Origin of the sequence: Segniliparus sp. (assembly GCF_051660745.1) — a bacterium.
Classification (GTDB): Bacteria; Actinomycetota; Actinomycetes; order Mycobacteriales; family Mycobacteriaceae; genus Segniliparus.
The window spans coordinates 128,644-152,609 of the sequence record NZ_JBOFQF010000028.1 but is presented as its reverse complement, the minus strand read 5'-3'; the positions used below and the strand labels follow the sequence as shown (position 1 = coordinate 152,609).

Annotated in this window: 19 protein-coding genes; 5 read left to right on the top strand and 14 right to left on the bottom strand. The window is 69.4% G+C overall.

Translation table 11 applies throughout. The annotated features are described in order from the left end of the window. Window positions 1–129: 129 nt before the first annotated feature. The 5 genes from ACRC20_RS08200 to ACRC20_RS08180 form a co-directional block, all read right to left on the bottom strand. Window positions 130–1,515, bottom strand: a complete 1,386-nt coding sequence (locus tag ACRC20_RS08200; protein ID WP_438685874.1) for a cystathionine beta-synthase — start codon at window positions 1,513–1,515, stop codon at window positions 130–132. A gap of 22 nt (window positions 1,516–1,537) precedes the next feature. Continuing rightward, window positions 1,538–2,554 (bottom strand): alpha/beta hydrolase, encoded by a 1,017-nt coding sequence (locus ACRC20_RS08195; RefSeq protein WP_438685873.1) that lies wholly within the window; start codon window positions 2,552–2,554, stop codon window positions 1,538–1,540. Window positions 2,555–2,589: 35 nt separating this feature from the next. Then, on the bottom strand, window positions 2,590–3,627 hold the full coding sequence (locus tag ACRC20_RS08190; protein ID WP_438685872.1) for an alpha/beta hydrolase: 1,038 nt from the start codon (window positions 3,625–3,627) through the stop codon (window positions 2,590–2,592). Window positions 3,628–3,675: 48 nt separating this feature from the next. Continuing rightward, window positions 3,676–4,740: an alpha/beta hydrolase gene (locus tag ACRC20_RS08185; protein WP_438685871.1), complete on the bottom strand. Its 1,065-nt coding sequence runs from the start codon at window positions 4,738–4,740 to the stop codon at window positions 3,676–3,678. A 114-nt stretch (window positions 4,741–4,854) separates the two neighbouring features. Beyond that, window positions 4,855–5,682, bottom strand: a complete 828-nt coding sequence (locus ACRC20_RS08180) for a Bax inhibitor-1/YccA family protein (protein WP_438685870.1) — start codon at window positions 5,680–5,682, stop codon at window positions 4,855–4,857. Window positions 5,683–5,949: 267 nt separating this feature from the next. On the opposite strand from ACRC20_RS08180, the gene ACRC20_RS08175 reads away from it, so the two are divergent. After that, window positions 5,950–7,428 (top strand): MFS transporter, encoded by a 1,479-nt coding sequence (locus tag ACRC20_RS08175; protein ID WP_438685869.1) that lies wholly within the window; start codon window positions 5,950–5,952, stop codon window positions 7,426–7,428. 208 nt (window positions 7,429–7,636) lie between these two features. Here ACRC20_RS08175 and lpdA read toward each other — a convergent pair whose 3' ends face one another. Beyond that, window positions 7,637–9,037, bottom strand: a complete 1,401-nt coding sequence (gene lpdA, locus ACRC20_RS08170) for a dihydrolipoyl dehydrogenase (protein ID WP_438685868.1) — start codon at window positions 9,035–9,037, stop codon at window positions 7,637–7,639. Window positions 9,038–9,105: 68 nt separating this feature from the next. Here lpdA and ACRC20_RS08165 point away from each other — a divergent pair, with 68 nt between their 5' ends. Continuing rightward, a complete protein-coding gene (locus tag ACRC20_RS08165) occupies window positions 9,106–11,223 on the top strand; it encodes a prolyl oligopeptidase family serine peptidase (protein ID WP_438685867.1) in 2,118 nt (705 codons plus the stop codon). 18 nt (window positions 11,224–11,241) lie between these two features. On the opposite strand, the gene ACRC20_RS08160 is transcribed toward ACRC20_RS08165, so the two are convergent. The 3 genes from ACRC20_RS08160 to ACRC20_RS08150 are packed head-to-tail and all read right to left on the bottom strand — an operon-like array spanning window position 11,242 to window position 16,393. Then, entirely contained in the window at window positions 11,242–13,995 is a 2,754-nt protein-coding gene (locus ACRC20_RS08160) for a hypothetical protein (RefSeq protein ID WP_438685866.1), read from the bottom strand. Window positions 13,996–14,004: 9 nt separating this feature from the next. Further along, window positions 14,005–15,354: a cytochrome P450 gene (locus ACRC20_RS08155; protein WP_438685865.1), complete on the bottom strand. Its 1,350-nt coding sequence runs from the start codon at window positions 15,352–15,354 to the stop codon at window positions 14,005–14,007. Between the two features lie 40 nt (window positions 15,355–15,394). Then, on the bottom strand, window positions 15,395–16,393 hold the full coding sequence (locus ACRC20_RS08150) for an LLM class flavin-dependent oxidoreductase (protein WP_438685864.1): 999 nt from the start codon (window positions 16,391–16,393) through the stop codon (window positions 15,395–15,397). Window positions 16,394–16,524: 131 nt separating this feature from the next. Here ACRC20_RS08150 and ACRC20_RS08145 point away from each other — a divergent pair, with 131 nt between their 5' ends. Genes ACRC20_RS08145 through ACRC20_RS08135 form a run of 3 tightly spaced genes read left to right on the top strand, consistent with a single transcriptional unit; the run spans window position 16,525 to window position 18,623 of the window. Continuing rightward, complete coding sequence (locus tag ACRC20_RS08145; protein ID WP_438685863.1) at window positions 16,525–17,460, top strand: alpha/beta hydrolase; 936 nt, start codon at window positions 16,525–16,527, stop codon at window positions 17,458–17,460. A gap of 13 nt (window positions 17,461–17,473) precedes the next feature. Then, window positions 17,474–17,866 carry a hypothetical protein gene (locus ACRC20_RS08140; RefSeq protein ID WP_438685862.1) on the top strand — a complete coding sequence of 131 codons (393 nt, stop codon included), beginning with the start codon at window positions 17,474–17,476 and terminating at the stop codon, window positions 17,864–17,866. Window positions 17,867–17,879: 13 nt separating this feature from the next. Beyond that, entirely contained in the window at window positions 17,880–18,623 is a 744-nt protein-coding gene (locus ACRC20_RS08135) for a hypothetical protein (protein WP_438685861.1), read from the top strand. Window positions 18,624–18,625: 2 nt separating this feature from the next. On the opposite strand, the gene ACRC20_RS08130 is transcribed toward ACRC20_RS08135, so the two are convergent. From ACRC20_RS08130 to ACRC20_RS08110, 5 genes are read right to left on the bottom strand one after another with little or no spacing between them, the layout of a single operon-like run. Beyond that, window positions 18,626–20,368 (bottom strand): ribonuclease J, encoded by a 1,743-nt coding sequence (locus ACRC20_RS08130; protein WP_438685860.1) that lies wholly within the window; start codon window positions 20,366–20,368, stop codon window positions 18,626–18,628. Further along, the gene (gene dapA / locus ACRC20_RS08125) at window positions 20,365–21,261 is read right to left on the bottom strand and encodes a 4-hydroxy-tetrahydrodipicolinate synthase (protein WP_438685859.1); all 897 of its coding nucleotides are present in this window, start codon (window positions 21,259–21,261) and stop codon (window positions 20,365–20,367) included. Before dapA ends, ACRC20_RS08130 begins: the two co-directional genes overlap by 4 nt. An 11-nt stretch (window positions 21,262–21,272) precedes the next feature. After that, window positions 21,273–22,613 carry a winged helix-turn-helix domain-containing protein gene (locus ACRC20_RS08120; RefSeq protein WP_438685858.1) on the bottom strand — a complete coding sequence of 447 codons (1,341 nt, stop codon included), beginning with the start codon at window positions 22,611–22,613 and terminating at the stop codon, window positions 21,273–21,275. Window positions 22,614–22,617: 4 nt separating this feature from the next. Further along, window positions 22,618–23,106 carry a dihydrofolate reductase gene (locus tag ACRC20_RS08115; RefSeq protein WP_438685857.1) on the bottom strand — a complete coding sequence of 163 codons (489 nt, stop codon included), beginning with the start codon at window positions 23,104–23,106 and terminating at the stop codon, window positions 22,618–22,620. Window positions 23,107–23,131: 25 nt separating this feature from the next. Beyond that, a complete protein-coding gene (locus tag ACRC20_RS08110; RefSeq protein ID WP_438685856.1) occupies window positions 23,132–23,944 on the bottom strand; it encodes a thymidylate synthase in 813 nt (270 codons plus the stop codon). Between the last annotated feature and the right edge of the window lie 22 nt (window positions 23,945–23,966).

Genomic DNA, 23,966 nt, shown 5'->3' with positions numbered 1-23,966 from the left:
TGAGCCCCCACCGATCTCGATGGATGAGATCCAAGGCGGCAGGCGACGACGCGTGCGGTCATAGCGAGGAACGAGCGCAGGCACGCGAGGAGCCGACAACGCCGGAGATCGCCATCGAGGCGGCGGGAATCACTCCGCCGTGCGCAGGAAGGACAAAAGGTCTTGGCGGGTGATGACCCCGACCGGCTTGCCGTCCTCGACCACCATGAGGGCGTTCGACTCGCCCAACGCCTTGAGCGCCTGGGAGAACGGCTCGCCGATACCGATGAACGGGAACGGCGCGCTCATGTGCTTGCTCACCGGGTCGGCGAGGTTCGCCCGCCCGCTGAACACTGCGGACAGCAGCTCGCGCTCGTCGACGGAGCCCGCCACTTCCCCCAGCATGATCGGCGGCTCGGCCCCGACGACCGGCATCTGCGACACCCCGTATTCGGCGAGGATGTCGATGGCGTCGCGGATGGTCTCCTGCGGGTGGGTGTGCACGAAACTCGGCAGCTGGCCGGATTTGCCCCGCAGGATCTCGCCGACGGTGTGCTCGTCCGCAGTGCCGTCCAGCCGGGTGCGCAAGAATCCGTATGAGCGCATCCAGGCGTCGTTGAAGATCTTCGACAAGTACCCTCGTCCGCCGTCGGGAAGCAGCGCGACCACCAGCCCGCCGGGGCCGACGCGCTGCGCGACGCGGATGGCCGCGACCACCGCGAGGCCGCTCGACCCGCCGAGCAGGAGGCCCTCCTCCCTCGCGAGCCGCCGGGTCATGTTGAAGGAATCGGCGTCGGACACGGCGATGATCTCGTCGGTGACCGTGCGGTCGTACGCGTCGGGCCAGAAGTCCTCACCAACGCCTTCCACGAGGTACGGGCGCCCGGAGCCGCCCGAGTAGACCGAGCCCTCGGGGTCGGCCCCGACGATCTTCACCGCGCCGCCGGAGACCTCTTTGAGGTAGCGCCCGGTCCCGCTGATCGTGCCGCCGGTGCCGACGCCTGCGACGAAATGGGTGATCGTGCCGTCGGTGTCCCGCCAGATCTCAGGGCCGGTGGTCTCGTAGTGGCTCGCCGGGCCCGCAGGATTGACGTACTGGTTCGGCTTCCACGCGCCTTCGATCTCCTTGGCGAGCCGGTCGGAGACGCTGTAATAGCTGCTCGGGTGCTCCGGCGGGACCGCCGTCGGGCACACGACGACCTGGGCGCCGTAGGCCTTGAGCACGTTCTGCTTGTCCTCGCTGACTTTGTCCGGACAGATGAAGACGCATTTGTAGCCCCGCTGCTGCGCGACGAGCGCGAGCCCGACGCCGGTGTTGCCCGAGGTCGGCTCGACGATCGTGCCGCCAGGCTTGAGCAGGCCTGCCTTCTCCGCCTCCTCGACCATCTTGGCCGCGATGCGGTCCTTCGAGCTCGAACCGGGGTTCAGGTATTCGAGTTTCACCGCGACGGTCGCCGCCCCGGCGGGCACGACCGAGTTCAACTGGACGAGCGGAGTGTTGCCGATGAGCTCTGTGACGTGGCCTGCGATGCGCATGCCCCTATCATTCCACAGCGGCTCAGCTGCTCACAGAGCGGATGAAGGCGGCCAGCTCGGCCAACGACTCCTCCGCCTCAGGGGCTCGCGAGGCGACGAGTTGGAAGACATGCGTCTGCCCCGCCCAGGTCTTGAGCGTGGCCTTCGCGCCCGCTTCGCCGAGCGCGGCGGCGAGCTTCTGCGAGTCGGGGAGCAGCAGCTCGCAATCCGACACGTGGATGACCGACGGCGGCAGCTCGCCGAGCGGTCCCGAGAACAGGTCGGGCACAGGACGGACCGGGCCGCGCTTGCCGAGCCGGTGCTGCGCGCGCCCGATCGATCGATCCACAATGTCGAGCACATCCGGCGGGAAGAGCAGGTCGTGCTCCAGCGTCGGAGCCGCCAATTTCCCGGACAGGTCCCAGTCCGTCCACGGCGACATCGCGACGATCCCGGCTGGCGCGGGCAGCCCTTCCTCAAGAGCGCGCAACGCGGCGGCGTACACGAAGAACCCGCCAGCCGAATCCCCCGCGAAGACGATCTGCTCGGGCCGCCACCCCTGGTCCAGCAGCCAGCGGTACCCGTGCGCGCAGTGCCGCACCGAGTCGTCGACCGTGTGGAAGGGCATTTGCTTGTACTCGACGAAGAGCACCCCGGCCGCCGCGAGCCCGCCGAGCCTGCAGGCGATCCCTTTGTGGGTGTGGAAACCGCACGAGATGAAGCCTCCCCCGTGCAAGTACAAGATCACGCGCTCGGGCCGCTCCGCCGCCTGCTCCGGCAAGCACCACCGCGCGGAGCACTCCGGCAGGGCCACCTCGGCGAACCGCGCCCCTTTCGGGGACGGCCTCCCCACGCGCGCGAGGAACTCTGGCACAGCGACGACGAGCGCGACCACCGCGTTCGGCAGCGGCGCTTTGAGCAGCCAGGCCACGGCCTTCAACAGCACCCGCGCCGTGTACCGGCACACGATCCCCACGTTGCGGGCGTGCTTGCTCGTGGCGGTATGCGCCAGCACGACGGGGCTGACGACCTCCACAGGCTCGACGGCGGCCATATCCATAACTGCTCCCTATTTTGCTGCTGACGACCCGGCGCTCACGGCGCGACCGCGCGGATGAAGGCCCCGAGCTCCCTCAGGGAAGCCCGCGACTCGGGGGCGGGCTCGACAATGGCCTGGAAGACATGCAGCTGGCCCGCCCAGATTTTGAGCGTGGTCGGCACGCCCGCCGCCGCGAGGGCAGCAGCCAGCTTCTCCGAGTCCGGCAGGAGCATTTCGATGTCCGACACATGGATCATCGTCGGCGGCATGCCTTCGAGCGGGCAGGCGAAGAGATCCGGCAGCGGCCGCACCGGATATCCCCGCCGCTTCGCCCGCTCCTGGGCCCGGCGCACGACGACTTCGAGGCTGCGCACCGTCCCCTTGCAGAAGAGGCTGTCCAGGCGGATATTCGGGTGGGCGAGCTTCGCCGTGTCGTCCCAATCCGTGAAAGGCGCAATGGCGACCAGTCCCGAAGGCAGCGGCAGGCCCTCCTCGCGGGCCCGCAGAGCGGTGGCGAAGGCGAGGAACCCGCCTGCCGAGTCGCCCGCGATGACGATCTTCTCCGGGGGCCAGCCTTGTTCGAGCAGCCATCTGTATCCGTCCAGGCACTGGCGCACCGTCTCGTCGACCGGGTAGTAGGGCAGCTGGCCGTATTCCACGAACAGCACCCCTGCCCCGGCGCGCGAGCCGAGGTGGTTCGCGAGGCGCTTGTGGGTGTGCGCGCTGCAGGCGACGAACCCGCCGCCGTGCAAGTACAGAACCGCCCGCTCCGGCTGTTGCGGAACACGCGGCGGCAGATACCAGCGCGCGGAGCAGCCCGGCAGCCTGACCTCCTCGAATCGAGAGCCGCGCGGCTCGGGCAGCAGCCTCGCCCCCACATCGAGCAGCCGGATCACGGAGGACGGCACCCGGTCTGGCCACGGCAGCCTGCCCAACATCGCGAACACGAAAATGGCGGGGCGGGCGGTCAGCCAGAGCAGCACCACCCCGGCCCTGCCGATAAGACTGGTCGTCGTATGCCGCAGGACATACGGGGCGGACGCGCACCGCCCGGCGGTCCTCAGCGGCTCCCGGATGTCTGATGTGGTCGACATCACCCAAGGATAGCGGGCCGTCGCTGTAAGCGCTACCGCAGGTATCGGTTACTCGTCCTCGTCGTCCGGGTCGCGCCCGGCGCCGTCCGGAGCCTTGGTGGACCGATGGATGAACCGGCCGATTTGGGCGATCGAGGCCCGCGCCTCGGGAATGACGAAATCGGCGGCCTGGAAGACATGCGGCTGGCCCCGCCAGAGCTTGGCGGTCACCGGCACCCCGGCTTCGGCCAAGGCGGTGGCGAGACGTTCCGCGTCGGGCAGCAGGACCTCGTGCGCGGAGGCGTGGAGCAGCACGGGCGGAAACCCTGCGGGCGAGCGCTCGAAGAGGTCGATGCGGGGCGGCTCGACGCCGTCCACGGTCGCCCGCGCCCGCGCCTCGTCCATTTTCCGCTCGATGTAGTAGAACGCCGGACGGGCCAGCAGGGCGTCGGTCCGCTCATTGGGATGGTTGGCCTTGGTTCGCACGGCCCAGTCCGCGAACGGGCTGATCCCCACCAGCGCCGCAGGCAGGGGCAAGCCCTCCTCGCGGAGGCGGAACGCGGTCGCGAACACGAGATAGCCGCCAGCCGAGTCCCCCGCGAAAGCGATCTGGTCCGGCTCGTACCCCCGGTCGAGGAGCCACCGGTAGCCGAGGACGCAGTCCTCGACCGACTCGTCGACGTAATGCTCGGGCAGTTGGCGATAGCCGATCGAGAGCACCGAGGCCTGCGCCGTCCTCGCGATCGTCGTGGCAAGCCTGCGATGCGTGTTGATGCCGCAGGCGATGAAGCCTCCGCCATGGAGGTACAAGATGGCCCTCGGCGCGTCTTTGCGGTCCTTCGTGAACCATTGCCCGTCGCAGTGCGGCAGCCTGACCAGCTCGCCGCGGAAGCCTCGAACGGGGAAGACGACGAGCTGGGCGAGCATGTCCACCAGCGCCCACGGGTACCGGACGCGCGGCATGTACGCGAGAAGGGCGAGCACTTTTCGCACCGTCAACCACGAAAGGACGACCATCGCCCGAGCGCCGAAGCTCGTCTTCGAATGCCGCTCCCAGACCAGCCCGCCGTCCTTGCCCGCCGTCGGCCCGGAGACGCCCTGGTCCGGGGCGTCTTCTCGCTCTGTCGAGCCCATGGCCACCTTTCCAGGTCGATCCGCGCCGCGCGAAGAATGTGCTGGGAACACTACAGGAAGTCCCGCCAGCGGCGCAGGCGGGACTTCCTGTAGTCAAACGGTCGGGACCGGAGCCTAGTCGTTCGAATTCAAGTTGACGACCAACCGGAGGATCTCCATGTAGAGCCACACGACGGTGACCGTCAGGCCGAGGGCGACGCCCCAGGCCGCTTTCTGCGGGGCGCCCGCCCGGATCAGCTGGTCGGCCTGGTCGAAGTCGACAAGGAAGCTGTAGGCGGCCAAACCGATGCAGATCAGCGAGAAGATGATCGCGATAGGGCCGTGGCCGCGCAGGCCGAGCCCGCCTGCCATGAAGAAGGAGGCGATGAAGTTCACGAGCATCAGCGCCACCACGCCCGAGAGCAGGCCGACGAAGACGCGGGTGGAGCGCGGCGTGACCCGCACGGCCCCGGTCTTGTAGACGGCGAGCATGCCCGCGAACACGCCGAACGTGCCGATCAGCGCCTCAAGGATGAGCTTCCCGGCCTCCACCCCGGCGAACGGGATGGTGAGCACGTTCGTGAACGCCCCGACGAGCAGGCCCTCGGCCACGCTGTAGCCGAGCACCACGGCGGGGTTGTCCTGCTGGCGGCCGAAGGTCGCGAACAAGATCAGGCCAAGGCCCACCAGGCCGCTGACCATGGCGACGACGCCGCCCAGCGCCGGGTTCGAGGCGGTGAGGAGGTACGACAGGACAGCCGTGACGGAGAGCACCGCGAGGCTGGTCGCGGTCTTCGCCACAATGTCGTCGACCGAGAGCGTCCGCGACGTGGCGGGCGCTTGGTAGTTGTAGGGGGCTTGCTGCTGGCCGTACTGGTACGACTGGTAGGCACCAGCCTGCGCACCGCCTTGCGCGCCGAGCCTCGTGAGGCTGCGGAAAACTGGGTTGCTGCTCTGACGCACCGTGAGTCCTTTCGTCTTCTCTTGCTGTCCGGTTCTCTTGTGTTTCCCAGGGTACTCGGAATTCAGCCGGCTCAGGCGCTCCACCGCGCCCTTACCCAAGTGAACGTATCACGAAGAGATTTCGTTCCACAGGTTTGCTCCGCTCTTGCGCCACATGCCCGCCGCGCTGCCACGAGACCTGGCCGCAGGTCCTCCCCGGAGGGAACACGCGATATCAGATACCTGGCTTCTATTGCTCGTGAAGCTTCGGATTGCTACTTTCATCCAATGACAAATCCGGGCGAAAGCTCTGCGCCTGAGCTGAAGGGCCAACGGATTGTCGAATCGGCGGACCAGGCCGGGCCGAGAACGGCGCGAGAAGCGGGCCTCTGGTCGCAATGGCCGGTCTTGCTCATCGGCGGCGCGACCCAGTTCCTGCTCAACCTCGACACCACGATCATGAGCGTCGCCCTGCCCCAAATCCAGGACGACCTGCACCTCGCCGACCCGCAGCGGTCGAGCGTGGTGATCTTCTACGTCTTCTTCCACGGCCTTTTCCTCCTGCTCGGCGGACGCGCGGTGGACTCATGGGGCCATCGGCGCGCCTTCCTGATCGGGATGACGGGTTTCGGACTGGTGTCCCTGCTCGGCGGCACCGCCTCCGACGGGCTTCAGCTGTTGCTCGCCAGAGCGGCGCAGGGCGGCTTCGCCGCACTCCTCGCCCCGGCCGTGCTCGCCCTCGTGACCAACTCGTTCGTCGGGACGCGCGCGCGGGCGGCGGCGTTCGTGGCCATCGGCACCACCGCCGTCTTCGGCACAGCCTCTGGCCTGGCCCTCGGCGGCGTGCTCGCCGAATTCGCCAACTGGCGTTGGTGCCTCTTGCTCAACGTCCCGTTGTCGGTGCTGATCATCTGCCTCGTCCTGATCCTGTTCCGAGGCGGCGTGGAGCGGGGGCGGCGTGGTTACGACCTGTCTGGCTCGGCGCTCTCGATCGCCGCCTTCTTCAGCCTCGGCGTCGGGATCTACCACATAGAGGCCGAGCGCTCTATCCTCCCGTTCGTCATCTGCCTCGCCCTCTTCATCGCGCTCATGTGCGGATTCGTCGTCATCGAGCGGCGCGCGGCCGCGCCGCTCGTGCCGCCGACCGTTCTGCTCGACCGCACCTGCACCCTCGCGTCGCTCGGCAATGCCTTCACCTTGTCCGGAGTGCTCGGCGGAACATTGTTCCTCGCGACGTATATGGAGAAGCTGCGCGGCTACAACCCGTCGGAGACCGGCTTCCGGCTGCTCCCCATCTTGCTCGGCATCCTCGTCGGCGGCCTCTCGATCACCAAGCTCGCGGAGCGCGTCGGCATCCGCACGCTCAGCGTGATCGGCTCGCTGGTCGCCGCCTCCGGCATGCTCCTTTTCTCCCGGCTCAGCCTCGCTGACGACTACGCGACCCGGATGCTGCCGATCATCACCGTGTTCGGATTGGGGCTCGGCGTGCTCTCCGTCTGCCTGCCGGACCTGGCGCTCGTTGGCGCGCGCAAGAAGGAGGCGGGCTCGGCGAGCGCGCTCTTCACCGCATACGGGCAGATCGGCGGGGCGCTCGGCACCGCCTTCTTCAGCCAGGTGTACGCGGGCGCGAAGCATTTCACCGCCGCCGGAGGCAAAGCCGCCGAAATGGCAGGATCGACCGCCGCGTTCACTGTCGCGGGCGTGGTGCTCGCCTGCGTCGCCCCCGTCGTGTTGTTCGCGCGGCCGAAAGCGCCGTCGGCGGACTAGCCGGAGCCCCGCAAGGCAACCCATCTCAAGCCTCCGGGGAGCCCCGCGTGGATGAGATGCAAGGCGGCAAGGCAACCACCGTCTCCCCGGTGAAGCTGACGGATGAGATCCAAGGCGCACCGCGACGTGGTGTACGAAGGCAGCGAGGAACGAGCCCGGTACACGAGGAGCGGAGCAACGACGGAGGTCGCCGTCAGAACGCCGGGAATCAGAAGTTGATCATGTGTCCCGCGAGCCCGTGCAGTGCCTCCTGCAGGGCCTCCGACAAGGTCGGGTGGGTGTGCACGTTGCGGATCAGCTCCTGGGTGGTGAGGTCCCACTTCTGCGCGAGCGTGAGCTCCGGCAGCAGCTCGGAGGCGTCCGGGCCGATGATGTGCCCGCCGAGCAGCTCGCCGTACTTCGTGTCCGCGATCAGCTTCACGAAGCCGACCGAGTCGCCGAGGCCCGCCGCCTTGCCGTTCGCGGAGAACGGGAAGCTCGCCACCTTGATGTCGTGCCCCTCCGCCTTGGCCTGCTCCTCGGTGAGGCCGAAGGAGGCGACCTGCGGGTTGCAGAACGTCGCGCGCGGCATGTAGCGGTAGTCGCCGAGCTCCAGGGTCGGAGCCCCGGCGATGGTCTCGGCCGCGACCACGCCCTGCGCCTCCGCGACGTGCGCGAGCTGCAGCTTCGCGGTGACGTCGCCGATGGCGTAGACGCCAGGGACGTTGGTGCGCATCCGCTCGTCGATGGCGATGGCGCCCCGGTCGGTGAGGGCCACCCCGGTCCTCTCCAGGCCGTAGCCCTGCGTCCGGGGGGCGAAGCCGATGGCGAGCAGCACCCGGTCCACGTCGATGGAGCCCGCCTTGCCGTCGCGGCTCTCGTACTCGACGTGCACCGAGGACCCGTTGTCGACGACGGACTTCACCGCGGTGGAGGTCAGCAGTTTGACCCCGAGCTTGCGGTATTGCTTGTTGAGCTCGGCGGAGACCGCCGCGTCCTCGTTCGGGAGCACCCGGTCGAGGAACTCGATGATGGTCACCTCGACGCCGAAGCTGCGCAACACGTAGGCGAACTCGATGCCGATGGCGCCCGCGCCGACGATGACGATGCTCCTCGGCAGCTCGCGGGAGAGGATCTGCTCCTCGAAGCTCACCACGTTCTGCGAGAGCTGCGTCCCCGGCGGGAGCTTGACGGTGGAGCCGGTCGCGATGATGACGTTCTTCCCGCGCACCTGCGTGACGCTGCCGTCCTCGGCCTTCACCTCGATGGTGTGCGCGTCGAGGAAGGTCCCCCAGCCGTTCACCTCGGTGATCTTGTTCTTCTTCATCAAGAAGTGGACGCCCTTGACCCGGCCGTCCGCGACCTTGCGGCTGCGGTCGAACGCCGCGCCGAAGTCCATGCTGGCCTCGCCGGAGATGCCGAACTCTTTGGCCTCTTTGGTGAGGATCTGGTTGAGCTCGGCGTTGCGCAAAAGCGCCTTCGAGGGGATGCAGCCCACGTTCAGGCAGACACCGCCCCACCATTTCTCTTCGATCACAGCCACAGAAAGCCCGAGCTGAGCCGCCCGGATCGCCGCGACATAACCTCCCGGCCCTGCGCCGAGCAGAACAACATCGTATTCATCAGCCACGAGAGAAACCCTACTGGACGCGTCTCTGGCTCCGCCAAGGTGGCCTCAAGCTCGGATAGGGTGGCGGGATGACTGGCGACCAAGAGCTCCCCGCAAACGGGGGGCGCCCCCACCCCGAAGACCCGCTTCTGTGGCTGGAGGAGGTGACCGGCGGCCGGGCGCTCGACTGGGTCGCCGAGCGCAACGCCGCCGCTGTCGCCGAGCTCGGCGGGGCGGAGTTCGACTCGCTCAGCGGGAAGATCCTCGCCGCGCTCGACAGCGACGACCGCATCCCCTACCCCGCCCGCCGGGGCGAATGGCTCTACAACTTCTGGCGCGACGAGAGCCACCCGAAAGGGCTGTGGCGACGGACGTCCCAGGCCTCGTACCGGGCGGCGGAGCCCGAGTGGGACGTGGTCTTAGACCTCGACGCGCTCGCCGAGACAGAGGGCGAGAACTGGGTGTGGGGCGGCGCGAAAGTGCTCTACCCGGACCGCGACCTCGCCCTCATCACCCTCTCGCGCGGCGGGAGCGACGCGGCTGTGGTCCGCGAGTTCGACATCACGGGCCGGGCCTTCGTGCCGCCGGTCGGGCGAGGGGGGCGCGGTTTCGAGCTGCCCGAGGGCAAGAACTTCGTCTCGTGGGCGTACCGGGACGCGCTCCTCGTCGGCGCGGACTTCGGGGCGGACGGCCAGGGAGTGCCGGCGCTCACCGACTCGGGGTACCCGCGCACCGTGCGGCGGTGGGAGCGCGGGCAGGCGCTCGCCGACGCGGCGGTCGTCTTCGCCGGAGAGCCCCAGGACGTGCTGGTGAACGCGTGGGCCGACCGCACACCGGGGTTCGAGCGGGAATTCGTGGCCAGAATGCTGGACTTCCACCGCAAGGTCCAGTACGAGATCCGCAGCGCCCCCGGCTCGGGGGGCGTCGAGCTGGTCGAGCTGCCCGTGCCGCCCGACGCCGACGCCGTGGTGCACGAGGACTGGTTCTTCGTCCGCCCCCGCTCCCCCTGGACCATCGGTGAGACGACCTACCCCGAGGGCTCGCTGCTGGTCTTCGATTACGAGGAATTTCTCGAGGGCAAGCACCGTTCGGACGGCGCCGCCGAGCCCCACGTGCTGTTCGAGCCGGACGGCTCCACCAGCCTCGCCGACTTCGGGTTCACCTTGAGCTACCTCGTCCTTGGGACGCTCAAAGACGTGCGCTCCGAGCTGCGCGTCTATTCCCTCGGCGACTGGGAGCCCGCCCAGCTGCCCGGAGTGCCCCGGTACGCCGAGGTCTCCGTCCTCACGACCGACCCGGACGAGGACGACGACCTGTACGTGACCTCGATGTCGTTCACCACCCCGGCGAGCCTGTTGGTCGGCTCCCCGGAGACGGGCCTCGAGACCGCCAAACAGTCTCCGGCGTTCTGGGACGCGACCGGCGTCGAGGTCCGCCAGCGCTTCGCGACGTCCTCGGACGGGACGAAGGTCCCGTACTTCCTCGTCGGCAAGCACCTCGACGAGCCCCGCCCGACGATCCAGTACGGCTACGGGGGCTTCGAGCACTCCATGACCCCGGTCTACAGCCCATCGCTCGGCCTCGGGTGGCTGGAGCGGGGCGGGACCTACGCGCTCGCGAACATCCGGGGCGGCGGGGAGTACGGGCCCGCGTGGCACACCTCCGCGCTGCGCGAGAACCGGCGTCTCGCGTTCGAGGACTTCGCCTCGGTGGCAGGCGATCTGACGGCGAGCGGGGTGTGCGAGGTGCGCCAGCTCGGCGCGATGGGCGGCAGCAACGGCGGCCTGCTCATGGGCGTGATGGCGACCCGGTGCCCAGAGCTCTTCGGGGCGATCGTCTGCCAGGTGCCCCTCGCCGACATGCTGCGCTACCACCTGCTGCTCGCGGGCGCGTCGTGGGTCGCGGAGTACGGGGACCCGGAGATCCCCGCCGACCGGGAGTTCCTGTCGGCGTACTCCCCCTACCAGAACGTCCCCGCGTCCGAAGTCCGCACTCCGGCGCTGCTCGTCACCACCTCGACCAAGGACGACCGGGTGCATCCGGGCCACGCCCGCAAGCTCGCCGCGAGGTTCGAGGAGCGCGGGCATCCGGTGCTCTACTACGAGAACGTCGAGGGCGGGCACGGCATGGCGGCGGACAACAAGCAGACCGCGTTCATGACGACGCTCGCCTACCGGTTCTTCGCGACGCGGCTCGGCCTGGACTGACGCGGGCCCTCGCCGAGGTCACGCGCGCTGGATCCGCGACACCGCCTCGCGGAGCATCGTCTCCAGCACCGGCAGGGACGAAGCCCCGTCGGTGGCGCCTTTGAACTGGGCGACCACCACCAGGCCGCGCGCCCTGGCGAACTCCACGATCTCGACGGCATGCCCGCATTCCGACGTCCTGCGGAAGCCGGAAACCTCTGTCGCGCCGAGCGCGGGGAGGGCCAGCGCCTCGACCGCCCCCGGCGCCGCGCCCGCCTCGCACGCTTCGGCCCCGTTCTGCGCGAAGCGCGCGCACCCTTGGACGAACGACCGCGCGCGGTCGAACACGTCGAAGCCCGGATCCTCCTGGTACAGCGTCACCGTCGCGTTCCGGGGCTCGTCCTCCGCCGTCCGGTCGCCCCCGCCGATGGCGCCCTCGGAGACCAACGGGCGAAGGCCGCCGCCGTACGAGTTCTGGAAATTCGCCGCGGCGGGCTCGTCCCCGTCGTTCGGGAGCCAGCCCTGCGCCTTCGGGCGCTGCTGCGGGAACGGGGAGGCGCAGACAGCGGCGGGGGCCGTGTACGGCTTCTCGCCCGGTTTCGCCTTCCGCTCGTCGCGCGTCGGCACGTTCTGGACCAGGCCCCAGCCTTCGGGAAGGACTCGCGCCTGCGGCAGGAGCCGGGCCAGGTCGGTTTTCGGCCACGCGGCGAGGTCTGGCTGCGCAGGTTTGCGGGGCGGCTCGCGATTCGGGTCGCCCGCCCGCAGCCGGGCCGTGATCAGGCGAAGCCCCCGCTCCAGCTGCCCCTCGGCCAGTCGCGCGCCGTCTTCGTCCCCGGCGCGAAGGAGATCGGTCGCCGCCCCCACCAGCGTCGGGCCGACTTGGGCGAAGAAGAGGTACCGGCGCTCGGCCGGCTCCGTGTCGCCGAACCAGCGCAGATTCGTCGTGATCGCGAGCCGGACCGTTCCGTCCGCCCCGTTCTGGTTCTGGGGCTGGACCGGGGGCGGCAAGGCTTCCACCGCGCCCGGCCCCGGCCATGACCCGAAGTTGCCGTCATACCGGGCGCAGCGCTTCGCCCAGTCCTTGGCCTCGGCAAGCAGGTCCTCGCCGGGGGCGGCGTTCGCGAGCCGGAAGGCGGTCTCGGGCAGATGCTGCAACGAAACCCGGTTCAGCCAGGCCGTGGCGTGCTCGGCGGAGGCTCCGTCGAACATGGGCGGATCGACGCAGCCCGGCGGCTCGGTCCGCCCGGATCCGATGGTCATCCTTTTGAAGTCGTCCGCCTCGCCCTGCGCGAGCTCCAACGTGCTCGCCGTGGGGAAATCGGCGATCGTCGGCAGGAAGGCCGCGAGCTCCTGCGACGAGCGGCCCGCATGGCTGTGCCGATCTGTCGGCGCGGGAGCGTCCGGCGCGGAGCGGATCTTGTCGAGGGCAGCCCGAAGCAGCCGATCGGCCTCGGCCTCCAGAGAGCCTTGGCTGTTCCAGGCCGTGAGGACGAGCCCCCGGACCCGGACGAGCAGGCCGCGCTGGACGCGCGGAGCGCCGCTCCCGGAGGCCGTCGTCTCCGTGATCTCGTACGCGGGCTCCGGCCCGTAGCCCTCGGCAGGGGCCATCTCGATCGTCATCTCGTGCTCCCAGTGGGAGCCCTTCGCCTGCCCGAAGCTCCGGCTGTGGCCGCACCGCCGCAACCAGGCCTGCGTGCGCTCGGCGACATCGGCCCCGGCGCGCTCTTTGCCGAGCGACAAAGCGACATAGGAGCTGGACGCGTACCTCCCCTGCGCCTGCGGCCAGGTCTGCAGCTCCGCAGCCGAGAAGACCGACACATCGGAGAAGTCGTCCCTGACGCTCCGATAACTGGCATACGGCCGGTCGGCGCATCCGGACGGGCTCGTCGTGCCGAGGTCGGCCTTCGGAGCGTGGTGGAGGCGGTCGTTGGTCGCCGTGCTGGTCCCGAGCGAGAGGAACCAGTCCGGCGGGGCCTCCAACACGTTCGGCAGGAGCGCGGCGAGACGCTCGTTCGGCACGTCCGCGAGCGAGCTCTGCTCCCGAGCCGACGGCGACGCGGCGCGAGGAGCGGGCAGGGCCGAGACGTCGCGCAACCGCCGCACCGTCGTCGCGAGGACCTGCTGGGCCACGGCCTCGGACCCGTCCGGCACGACGGGCTCGGGGTCCCATCGAGACGAGGTGGCGACCACCACGATCCCCCTGACCCGGACCGCTCGGACCCGCTCCTCCGTGGAGCCGTCGCCGCGCGCGAGGTCCAGCGCGGGCTCGCCCTCGACCGTGGCAGAGGACAGCACGGCGGCACGGCGCGGCTTGTCGGCGCGCTCCCCCTTCACGTCCAGCACATCGAAGCGCCCGCACCGCGCCGCCCAGTCCCGGGTCAGCGCGAGCAGGTCCTGGCCGGGGCGTTCTTTCCCGAAAACGAGGTGGAAACCGGGCAGCTCCTCGCCGCGCGGGGCGTTCGACGCGCCCACCACGTCGAACACGCCGCCCCGGTCCGCGAAAGGCGCAGCGCCGCAGTCAGCAGGGGCCGTCGCAGTGAACACGCGGGCATACGGCGGCTGCCCCGCCCCATCGGTGGAGACCACGACTCTCGTGCCCGGCGGGAAGTCCGCCGCGGTCGGCAGCAAGGCTGCGAGGTCCCGAGCCTGCCACCCCGCCAGGCTCGGCCTCTCGACAGGCCCGGGCGCTCCGCTGTGCCCGCGCCCAGGCAGCCGAACACCAACCCAGACAACGGCCAGGAAAACCACAAGCGCGCAGACGCACCCCGCCCAAAATATCCGCCTCTCCGCCATCCGCGCATTCTAGCCAGCGGCCTGGGGAGCCTTCTCTCGCCGGGTCAGCCGCACCAGCGCGCCGAGCCTCGGGCCGATCACGATATTGGGTATCCGGCTGTCCCCCTCCATCTCGGCGGCAACAGGCTCGACGCTGTAGCGCGACAGCGCCGACTTCAGAATGACCGCCGCCTCGGCCTGTGAGAACGCCGCGCCGATACAGCGGCGCACGCCCCCGCCGAACGGCTGCCAATGGTGGTTCGACGGCGGATGCTCGCCGAGGAACCGCTCCGGGCGGAACGCCTTGGGGTCGGGGAAGTACCGCCCGTCGAAATGCGGGGCGCTCAACCACGGGAACACCGACCAGCCCTTCGGGACCAACCGCCCCGCCACCCGCATCGGCTCGACAAGCTGCCTCGCGGTGCCCGCGACCACCGGGTGCAGCCGCAGGCTCTCTTTGAACACAGCTGTGAGATGGCCCAGATCCCCCGAGTCGGCGGCGCGCTGCGCCTCCTGCTGGGCAGCGGGGTTGTGCGCGAGGTCCAAAAGGCACCACGCGAGCGCTTTGGCCGTTGTCTCGTAGCCCGCGATGACCAGCGTGACGAGCTGGTCGCGCAGCTCCTCGTCCGAGAGCCGGTCGTCGTCCACGTTTGCGGCGGTCATCCGCGAGAGCACGTCGGCGCGCTCGTGCAGCGCCGGGTCCGTCCGACGTTCGGCGATCTCCTGCTCCATGAGCCGGTTGAGGCGCACGAGCTCCCTGTGGTAGGCGCGGCCGACTCCGATCCTCTCCAATCCAGGCTGGAGGATCCAGAGCGCGTCGGCGGCCCTCGGGCGCAGGATCCGGGCGAGCAAGGGCCGCAACGTCGCCGAGCGCTTCGGGTCCGAGACTCCGAACACCGTGTGCAGAATGATGTCGAGCGTGAGCCGCTGGGTGTGCTCGTGCGCGCGGATCGTCCGGCCCGTCGGCCACCGCTCGACGTCGGCTTCGGCCAATGCCTCGAACATTGTCGCGTAGCCGCGCAGCGCGCCAACGGTGAAGGACGGCATGAGGAGCTTGCGGATCCTTGCGTGCACGTCCTCGTCCACCACCAGGAGCGAATGCTCGCCGAGGACCGGGCGCAGCAGGTTGCCGTCGCCGACGTGCCACGATTTCGGCGAGCCCGCGAAGACCTCCCGCATATGCTCGGGATCGGCGAGGACGAGCACGTTGCGCAGCGACCCCGACCCTTGCCGGTACAGCCGCAGCCGGAAGACGTCGCCGTACCGGCGGCGCAGGAGCCCGGTGCCGAGCCACCAGCCCCGGCTGAAGGTCAGCGCCGTCTGCGCCCACGCGGGCCAGCTCGGGCCGGGGGCGACCGCCTCCTCTGCTGTGATGCTCATAACATGAATATACCCGCCTGCCGCTGTCTGGCGGAGCGCGTCACATGCCGCCCAGTCCCCACCCTTGCGCGATGAGCTCGAAGCTGCGGGCGCGTTCCGCGTAGCCGTGCGTGGCCGTGGTGATCATCAGCTCGTCCGCGCCGGTGCGCGCGACGAGCTCCTTCAGCTCGCCGACCGCCCGCTCCTGCGCGCCGATGACACGGCCCTTGCGCACCTCGTCGACCCAATGCCGGTCCGGGTCGGCGAGCGCGTTCGCGACGCTCGGAGTCGGGCGCAAGCGGTTCGTCCGGACGCCGAGCGAGGCGAGCAGGCCTGGCAGCGCGAAATCCTCGGCCTCGTCCTCGCTGTCGGCGGCGAGCGCGGCGGCTCCGACGATCAGATACGGCTCGGGATGCCTTTCCGTGGGCCGGAAGCTCTCCCGGTACGTCGCGACGCCGAGCTCGGTGTGCTCCGGCGCGAAGTGGTGGGCGAACGCGAACGGCAGCCCCAACGTGCCCGCGAGATGCGCCGAATAGCCGCTGGAGCCGAGCAGCACCACCTCTGGGGCCGAGGTCGCGGCGGGCGTCGCGGACAACCCATCGGCCGCCTCTGGCCGCACCCGCTCGTCGCCGAGCAGCGCCATGGTCCGCACCACGTCGTGCGGGAAGCTCGCGACCGACTCCTCCGCGCGGCTTCCGCGCAGCGCCGCTGCCGTGCGCCGGTCCGATCCCGGCGCGCGGCCGATCCCGAGGTCGATCCTGCCCGGATACATCGCTTCGAGGAGCGCGAACTGCTCGGCCACGACGAGCGGGGCGTGGTTCGGCAGCATGACCCCGCCCGAGCCGAGCCGGATCCGTTCGGTCTGCGCGCCGATATGGGCGATGAGCACGGGCGGGCTCGTGGCCGCGACCGAAGGCATGTTGTGATGCTCGGCCACCCAGAACCGGTGGTAGCCGAGACGCTCGGCGAACTGGGCGAGCCGGGTCGTCGCCGCGACCGCCTCGGCGGTGCTCTGTCCTTCGCCGACAGTCGACAAATCGAGCACAGAGAGCTTGACCATGGCTCATGCAACCCGCGCGGCGTTCGATGTATTCCAGAACGTGCTCCTGAAAAAGCCTGGCAGGGGCAGACAGTTGCCAGACGGCAACGAGTTGTATGCTCGTCAACGGCGACGACAAACAAGGAGGCGATATGCCCATCGACCCGATCCTCGAACGAGCGCTCGCGGCCGGGGCCTTCCCGCCGCTCGACGGAAGTTTGGAGACTCTCGTCGCAGCGCGCAAGGCGGCTCGCGAGTTCGCCCTCGCCCATCCGTCGAGCATCCGCGTGCGCGCCGCCGACGACCGCGACATTCCCGGCAGGGACGGCGCGGTCGGAGTCCGGGTCTACTGGCCCGCCGAGGACGGGCCGGGCCGATTGCCGCTCGTCGTCTTCTACCACGGCGGCGGCTTCGCCCGATGCGATCTGGAGACCCACGACCCCGTGGCCAGGGCGATCTGCGCCGAAGTCGGCGCGGTCGTCGTCTCGGTGGACTACCGCCTGGCGCCCGAGCACCCCCACCCCGCCGCCGTGCACGACGCTTTCGACGCGCTCGTCTGGGCGCACGAGCACGCGGGCGAGCTCGGAGCCGATCCGGACCGAGTCGCCGTGGCAGGCGACTCCGCGGGCGGCAACCTCGCCGCCGTCGTCGCGCAGCTCGCCCGCGACGCGGGCGGGCCGCCGCTGAAGTTCCAACTGCTGTGGTACCCCGCCACCACTTTCGACCTCTCCCTCCCCTCGGTCGCCGAGAACGCGGACGGGCCGCTGCTCAGCCTCGCGAGCATGGAGCTGTACGCCACGTACTACTTCGGCGGCGGCGAGGCCGGCCCCTCGGGCTTTCCGGCCACCATCGCCCCGGCCAACGGCAATGTCGAAGGCCTGCCGCCCGCCTACATCGCGACGGCGCAATACGACCCGATCCGCGACGACGGCACCATCTACGCCAAGCTGCTCGCGGACGCGGGAATCCCCGTCGAGCTGCATAACGCCGAGACCCTGGCCCACGGCTACGTCAGCTACGCGGGAGCCGTCCCCGCCGCGGGCAAAGCCTTCATCAGATCCCTCGCCGCCCTCAAAGCCGCGCTGTGAAACCGAAAAGCCCATGCGCGTTTTCATCCGCTCCGTCTGCCTGCTCAACGCCGCGTTCTGGGCGTATCTGATCGTCAAGGGCTCCGCGCTCCCGCCGGACCAATTCCGCTGGACGGGCCTGGCCCTGCTCTCCGTCTCGCTGATCGCGGCGGTCGCGGCGGACGGCTCCAAGCACGGTGCGGACAAACGCGGAGCAGAGCAGCGCCCGGACCCTTTCCTTTCCGCCCAGCCACGCCCCACGGGCGTGGCGCCGCTGCCATCGCAGAGCGTGCCTGCGGCACAGGACATGGCGAAATACCGGGCGGTCCTCGCCCAAGGGAAGAAAATCCAAGCCATCAAGCTCCTGCGCGACGACTTCCCCGGCCTCGGCCTCAAAGAGGCGAAGGACATCGTCGAGTCGCTCTGAGTATGCTGGCCCCGTGTTCGACGAACGGCGGGAGCGACGCAGGGCGGAAACGCTCGAGCGGCTCCTCTCGCACGCCGAGGCCGACCCAGACGTCCACGGCGCCGCGATCACCGGCTCGGGCGCGAGCGGCCAGATGGATCGTTGGTCCGACATCGACCTCTTCTTCGGCGTGGCCGACATCGACGCGGCGCTGTCCGGCTTCAGCGCCCTCCTCGACGCGGAGTTCGGCGCGCTGCACCATTTCGACCTCGCCGCCGGAACCGCGCGCTATCGCGCGTTCCTGCTGCCGGACCTCCTCGAAGTCGACCTCGGCTTCGCGCCTGCCGACGTGTGGGGACCGCTCGGGGACGGCGGGTTCCAGACCGTGTTCGGCGAGCCCGTGCCACGGGTCTCGGCTCCGACGGATTCGGACCATCTCGTCGGACTCGCGTGGCACCACGTCGTCCATGCGAGGGCCGCGCTGGATCGCGCGAAACCTTTCGAAGCGCTGCACTGGACCAACGCTCTGCGCAACCATGTCCTCTCGCTCGCCTGCCTGCGGCTCGGCCTCCCGTCCGCGTACGGGAAAGGGGCGCACCTCTTGCCAGAAGCAATCGCAGCCCAGCTGCGATCCGCCATACCCGGCGGGCTCTCGGCTTCCGAGATAGCCCGAGCGCTCTCTGCCGCAGTCGGCGCGCTCGCCCAGGAGCTACGGGAAAAAGACCCCGAGCTCGCCGACCGGCTCGTCCCCGATCTCAGGGGCGCCCTGCGGCCCTGAGGTCAGGGCACAATGGCCGACGACCCCGTGTCCACGGCAATCACCGTCGGGACGATCATGGGCCTGCGCCGGTAGGTGTCCGAGACCCAGCGCCCGACTGTGCGGCGGACCGCTTGGGCGATCTGGTGCGTGTCCACGGTCGTGGACTTCGCGTTCGGGCCTCGGTCCGAGGCGAGCCTCTCGAGCTCTGCGACGACCAGCTCTTCCGCAGCCACAAGCGCTTTCGGATCGTCCGAGAAGCCCTTGCCCAAGAGGGTCGGCGAGCTCACCGCCACACCGGTCGCCGAGTCCACCACGACGTTGATCGCGATGAAACCGCCCTCGCCGAGGATCAAGCGCTCCGAGAGCGTCGACTCCCCCACGTCGCCGACGGACAGCCCGTCCACGTAGACGTAGCCGACCGGCACCCGTCCGACCGCCTTGGCGACCCCGTCCTTCAGATCCACCGCGACGCCGTTCTCCACCAGCACCACGCGCTTCTCCGGGACACCGGTCGATTGCGCCAACGCCCCGTTGGCCCGCAGGTGGCGCCATTCGCCGTGCACGGGCATCGCGTTCTTGGGCCGCACCGCGTTGTACAAGAACAACAGCTCGCCCGCCGAGGCGTGCCCGGAGACGTGGACTTTCGCGGTCTGCTGGGTCACCACCTTCGCGCCGAGCCTGGTCAGGCCGTTCACCACCGCGAAGACCGAGTTCTCGTTGCCGGGGATGAGCGAGGAGGCCAGGACGACGAGGTCGCCGGAGCGGATGCTGATGCTCTGGTGGTCGCCCCTCGACATCCGGGACAGCGCGGACAACGGCTCGCCCTGCGAGCCGGTGGAGATGAGCACGATCTTCGAATCGGGGAGCTCCGCCGCCGTGTCCAGGTTCACGACCGCGCCCTGCGGCACGGTGAGATACCCGAGGTCCTGCGCGATTTTCATGTTCCGGACCATCGAGCGGCCCACGTACGCCACTTTGCGCCCGTTCGCGACCGCCACGTCGATCACTTGCTGGATCCGGTGGACGTGGCTCGCGAAGGAGGCGATGATGACCCGCTGTTTCGCTTTGCCGATCACCCGGTCGAGCACCTCGCCGATCTCGCGCTCGGGCATGACGAAGCCGGGCACCTCGGCGTTGGTGGAGTCGACGAGGAAGAGGTCCACCCCCGCGTCCCCGAGGCGGGACATGCCTGCGAGGTCGGTGAGCTTCCCGTCGAGCGGGAGCTGGTCCAGCTTGATGTCCCCGGTGTGCAGCACGACTCCCGCAGGCGTGTGCATCGCGACCGCGAGCGCGTCGGGGATGGAGTGGTTGACCGTCAAGAACTCCAGGCCGAACGCGCCGATCTGACGCTTCTCGCCACCCGTGACCTCGACGAACGTCGGCCTCTGCCGATGCTCGCGGCACTTCGCGGCGACGAGCGCGAGCGTGAACTTCGAGCCGATGACCGGCACGTCCGGGCAGATGCGCAGCAGGAACGGCACGGCCCCGATGTGGTCCTCGTGGCCGTGGGTGAGGACGAGCCCGACGATATCCTCCGCCCGGTCCTCGATGGAGGAGAAGTCTGGGAGGATGAGGTCGACTCCGGGCTGGCGGTCTTCTGGGAAGAGCACCCCGCAGTCCACGATGAGCAGTTTCCCGCCGTACTCGAAGACGGTCATGTTCCGGCCGATCTCGCCGAGGCCGCCGAGCGCAGTCACGCGCAAGGCCCCCTCTGCCAGCGGACGGGGGGCAGGTAGAGCGTCCAGGACGTGCGCGTCGGTCACAGCTGCGCACCGGCGAGCTTAAGAGCGGCGGCGAGGTCGGCGGCCTCTGCTTCGTCCAAGCCGAGGATCGGGAGCCTGGGCTGTCCGACCGGCATGCCTTGGAGCGCGAGGCCCGCTTTGGCCAGCGCGACTCCGCCGAAGCGGGCTTGCGCCCGCACCAGTGGGAGCGTCGACGCGTGCAGCTCGCGGGCACGGACGAGGTCGCCCTTGGCGAACGCGGCGTGCAGCTCCCGAAGCCGCTCGGGGATGAGGTGCCCGATGACGCTCACGAAGCCAACCGCGCCGACCGACAGCCACGGCAGGTTGACCACGTCGTCGCCCGAGTACCAGAGCAGATCGGTCGTGGCAATGAGGTCCGCGCCCGACCCGAGGTCGCCCTTCGCGTCTTTCACCGCCACGATGTTCGGATGCTCGGCGAGTGCCCGAATCGTGGCGGGCTCGATCGGGATCGCCGAGCGCGGCGGGATGTCGTAGAGCATCACCGGGGTCGAGACCGCGTCCGCGACGGCGCGGAAGTGCGCCACGAGGCCCGCTTGGGAAGGCTTGGAGTAATACGGGGTGACGACGAGCAGCCCATGGGCTCCTGCGGACTCCGCGTCGCGGGCGGCCTGGACTGTTTTCGCCGTGTCGTAGCTGCCGACTCCTTGGGTGATCTTCGCCCGGTCGCCGACCGCGTCGAGGACCGCGATGAGCAGCTGCTGCTTCTCGGCGGGCGAGGTGGTCGGCGATTCGCCAGTGGTGCCCGCGAGGACCAGTCCGTCGACGCCGCGCGCGACGAGGTGCTCGGCGAGCGCGACGCCTGCCTTGATATCGAGCGAGCCATCTGCGGCGAAAGGCGTCGCCATCGCCACGGCGACCGTGCCGAACAGGGGCTCTGTTGCGCTCTGTGTCATGGATGGAGAGCCTACCCGCGCGCCTTGGAGATCTGTTGCAGGGCTGGCGCGAGATCCCCCTTGTCGCCGATCCGCACCGCCTCCAACCCGAGCCAGCCTGCGAGTTCGCCGAGGCTCGCCGCGAGCGGCTCCGCTGTTTCGAGCGCGGTGGCGTGGTCTTCCAAAAATGCGCCGTGGACCAGGAGGACGCCCGCTTTCCGGTCCGCTTTCAAGTCGACGCGGGCGACGAGCCGCTCGCCCAAGAGGAAGGGGAAGACGTAGTAGCCGTGCTCTCGTTTATGCTGCGGCGTGTAGATCTCGATGCGGTATTGGAACCCGAAAAGCCGTTCTAACCTGGGCCGGAAGAAGACCATAGGATCGAACGGGCACAACAGCGCCCGCGCGTCGGACGTCCTCGGGATCGTCGTGCCCGAAGCGAGGTACGCGGTCTGGTTCCACCCCCGCACCTGCGCCTCCTCCACCTCGCCCCGCGCGATGAGAGCCGCGAGGGCCGTCTTCACATCTTTGGAGTCCAGGCGGTAGTAGTCGCGCAGGTCCTGCTCGACGGCGATTCCCAACGCGTCGGCGGCGTTCGCGACCAGCCGGAGGACCGCTTCCTCCCGAGTGAGTTGGACCTCACGGAATTCTCGTGGCACCACGTTCTCCACGAGGTCGTAATGCCGGTTGAAGTTGACCCGCTTCCCCGCAGTGAGCACCCCGGCCGCGAAGAGCGCCTCGCAGACGATCTTCGTCTCGCCCCGGTCCCACCACGGGCCCTTCGCCTCCGGCCGGTCGAGGCCGAGCCTGCGTTCCAGCTCGCCCGCCGTCGCTGCCCCGGACTCCTCCAAGAGCGCGCAGATCTTCTGCCCCAACCCCGCGCGCTCCGCGATGAGCTCCTTCTGGACATGCCACCGTCCGTGCTGGTACTCGGCCATCCGCCACCGGAACGCGGGCCAATCCTCGAACGGGATCAAGGCGGCCTCGTGCGCCCAGTACTCGACCAACGCCCGACGGCCAGGCCCCTTCTTCGAGCGAGGAGCCCAAGCGAGCGCGTCCAGCGCGGCTTTGTCGTATGCGCCGATCCTGCTGAACACCGGGAAGTAGTGCGCCCGCTCCACCACGTTCACCGAGTCGAGCTGGAGCAGCCTCGTCCTCGCCAGCACCTTGCGGATCCCCGCATCCAGGCGGCGATCTGCGGCGTTGCTCCTCCCCTCGTGTACGCCTCCGCCTTCCGGCACTCCCCCGCAAGCGGGAGGTGCCCCCAGTCGGCTCGGTGCGCCTTGCAGCTCATCCACCTGAGCGCGGGGAATACCCGTCAGGCCTTGCGCCCGCAGGGCGATCCTGCGGGCTTGGCCGATGGCGAGGGCTTTCATATGGTCAGGCCCGGTGGAAGGTGGTGAACCGATAGCGCAGGCCGGACTCGGAGCGTTGCCACGCGCCTTCTTTGACGACCCGCCACCCGACCGCGAGCTGCGGGGCGTACGCGTCGCCCTCGACCTCGTAGTCGACCTCGGTGATCTCGGCGACCGAGGCGAGATGCACGGCCTTCGAATACACTTCGCCGCCGCCGATCACCCAGACCGCCTCCCCCGCGCGGCCCGGAGCCGTCGCGGTGACGATGTCGTGCTCGACCTGCGCGCCTTCCGCCGAGAACGACCGGTCTCTGGAGAGCACCACGTTCGTCCGTTTCGGCAGCGGGCGGAACTGCTCGGGCAAGGAGTCCCAGGTCCGCCTGCCCATGACCACGATGTGTCCCACAGTGAGCTGGCGGAACCTTTTCATGTCCTCGGGAATCGACCACGGCAGCTCGCCGTCGATCCCGATCACCCCGTTGCGCCCCTGCGCCCAAATAACCCCCACCGTCATGGCCTCTCCTTCCGCTCCCAGGGAATCATACGGCCACGGGAGCCTTGATCGGAGGATGCGACTGGTAGTCCAGGATCCGCACGTCCTCGTACTCGTGCTCGAAGACGGAGGGGCGCGGCGCGAGTTCGAGCCTCGGATACGGGTACGCGTCGCGGGCGAGCTGCTCGCGCGCCTGCTCGACGTGGTTGAGGTACAGGTGGCAGTCGCCGCCGGTCCAGACGAAGTCCCCGACGCCGAGGCCCGCCTGCTGCGCCATCATGTGGGTGAGCAGGGCGTAGCTCGCGATGTTGAACGGCACGCCGAGGAAAAGGTCGGCGCTGCGCTGGTACAGCTGGCAGGAGAGCTTCCCGTCCGCGACATAGAACTGGAAGAGGATGTGGCACGGGGCGAGCGCCATCTTCGGCAGCTCGCCGACGTTCCACGCCGAGACGAGGATCCGTCGGGAGTGCGGGTCCGTGCGCAAGAGGTGGACGGCCTGCGCGATCTGGTCCACGAACTCGCCGTCCGGCGTGGGCCAGCTGCGCCACTGCGCGCCGTAGACCGGCCCGAGGCTGCCGTCCTCCCTCGCCCATTCGTCCCAGATCGTCACGCCGTGCTCTTGGAGCCAACGGACGTTGGTGTCGCCGCGCAAGAACCACAAGAGCTCGTAGACAATGGACTTCAAATGCACTTTCTTCGTCGTGACCAGCGGGAAGCCCTTCGCGAGGTCGTAACGCAGCTGATGCCCGAAGAGGCTGAGCGTGCCCGTCCCGGTGCGGTCGGAACGCTCCACGCCCTGCTCCAGCACGAGACGCAGAAGGTCTTCGTACGGCGTGGGGACCACAGGTGCTTCAGTCATAGATCCAATGTAGACGAGGGCG

What these genes read in the sequence shown, in the direction of transcription:
- ACRC20_RS08140 (WP_438685862.1), top strand. Translation starts at nt 17,474, where the DNA reads ATGCGCGTTTTCATCCGCTCCGTCTGCCTGCTCAACGCCGCGTTCTGG.
- ACRC20_RS08120 (WP_438685858.1), bottom strand. Translation starts at nt 22,613, where the DNA reads ATGAAAGCCCTCGCCATCGGCCAAGCCCGCAGGATCGCCCTGCGGGCG.
- ACRC20_RS08165 (WP_438685867.1), top strand. Translation starts at nt 9,106, where the DNA reads ATGACTGGCGACCAAGAGCTCCCCGCAAACGGGGGGCGCCCCCACCCC.
- dapA (WP_438685859.1), bottom strand. Translation starts at nt 21,261, where the DNA reads ATGACACAGAGCGCAACAGAGCCCCTGTTCGGCACGGTCGCCGTGGCG.
- ACRC20_RS08195 (WP_438685873.1), bottom strand. Translation starts at nt 2,554, where the DNA reads ATGGATATGGCCGCCGTCGAGCCTGTGGAGGTCGTCAGCCCCGTCGTG.
- ACRC20_RS08110 (WP_438685856.1), bottom strand. Translation starts at nt 23,944, where the DNA reads ATGACTGAAGCACCTGTGGTCCCCACGCCGTACGAAGACCTTCTGCGT.
- ACRC20_RS08185 (WP_438685871.1), bottom strand. Translation starts at nt 4,740, where the DNA reads ATGGGCTCGACAGAGCGAGAAGACGCCCCGGACCAGGGCGTCTCCGGG.
- ACRC20_RS08190 (WP_438685872.1), bottom strand. Translation starts at nt 3,627, where the DNA reads ATGTCGACCACATCAGACATCCGGGAGCCGCTGAGGACCGCCGGGCGG.
- ACRC20_RS08115 (WP_438685857.1), bottom strand. Translation starts at nt 23,106, where the DNA reads ATGACGGTGGGGGTTATTTGGGCGCAGGGGCGCAACGGGGTGATCGGG.
- ACRC20_RS08145 (WP_438685863.1), top strand. Translation starts at nt 16,525, where the DNA reads ATGCCCATCGACCCGATCCTCGAACGAGCGCTCGCGGCCGGGGCCTTC.
- ACRC20_RS08160 (WP_438685866.1), bottom strand. Translation starts at nt 13,995, where the DNA reads ATGGCGGAGAGGCGGATATTTTGGGCGGGGTGCGTCTGCGCGCTTGTG.
- ACRC20_RS08200 (WP_438685874.1), bottom strand. Translation starts at nt 1,515, where the DNA reads ATGCGCATCGCAGGCCACGTCACAGAGCTCATCGGCAACACTCCGCTC.
- ACRC20_RS08150 (WP_438685864.1), bottom strand. Translation starts at nt 16,393, where the DNA reads ATGGTCAAGCTCTCTGTGCTCGATTTGTCGACTGTCGGCGAAGGACAG.
- ACRC20_RS08175 (WP_438685869.1), top strand. Translation starts at nt 5,950, where the DNA reads ATGACAAATCCGGGCGAAAGCTCTGCGCCTGAGCTGAAGGGCCAACGG.
- ACRC20_RS08155 (WP_438685865.1), bottom strand. Translation starts at nt 15,354, where the DNA reads ATGAGCATCACAGCAGAGGAGGCGGTCGCCCCCGGCCCGAGCTGGCCC.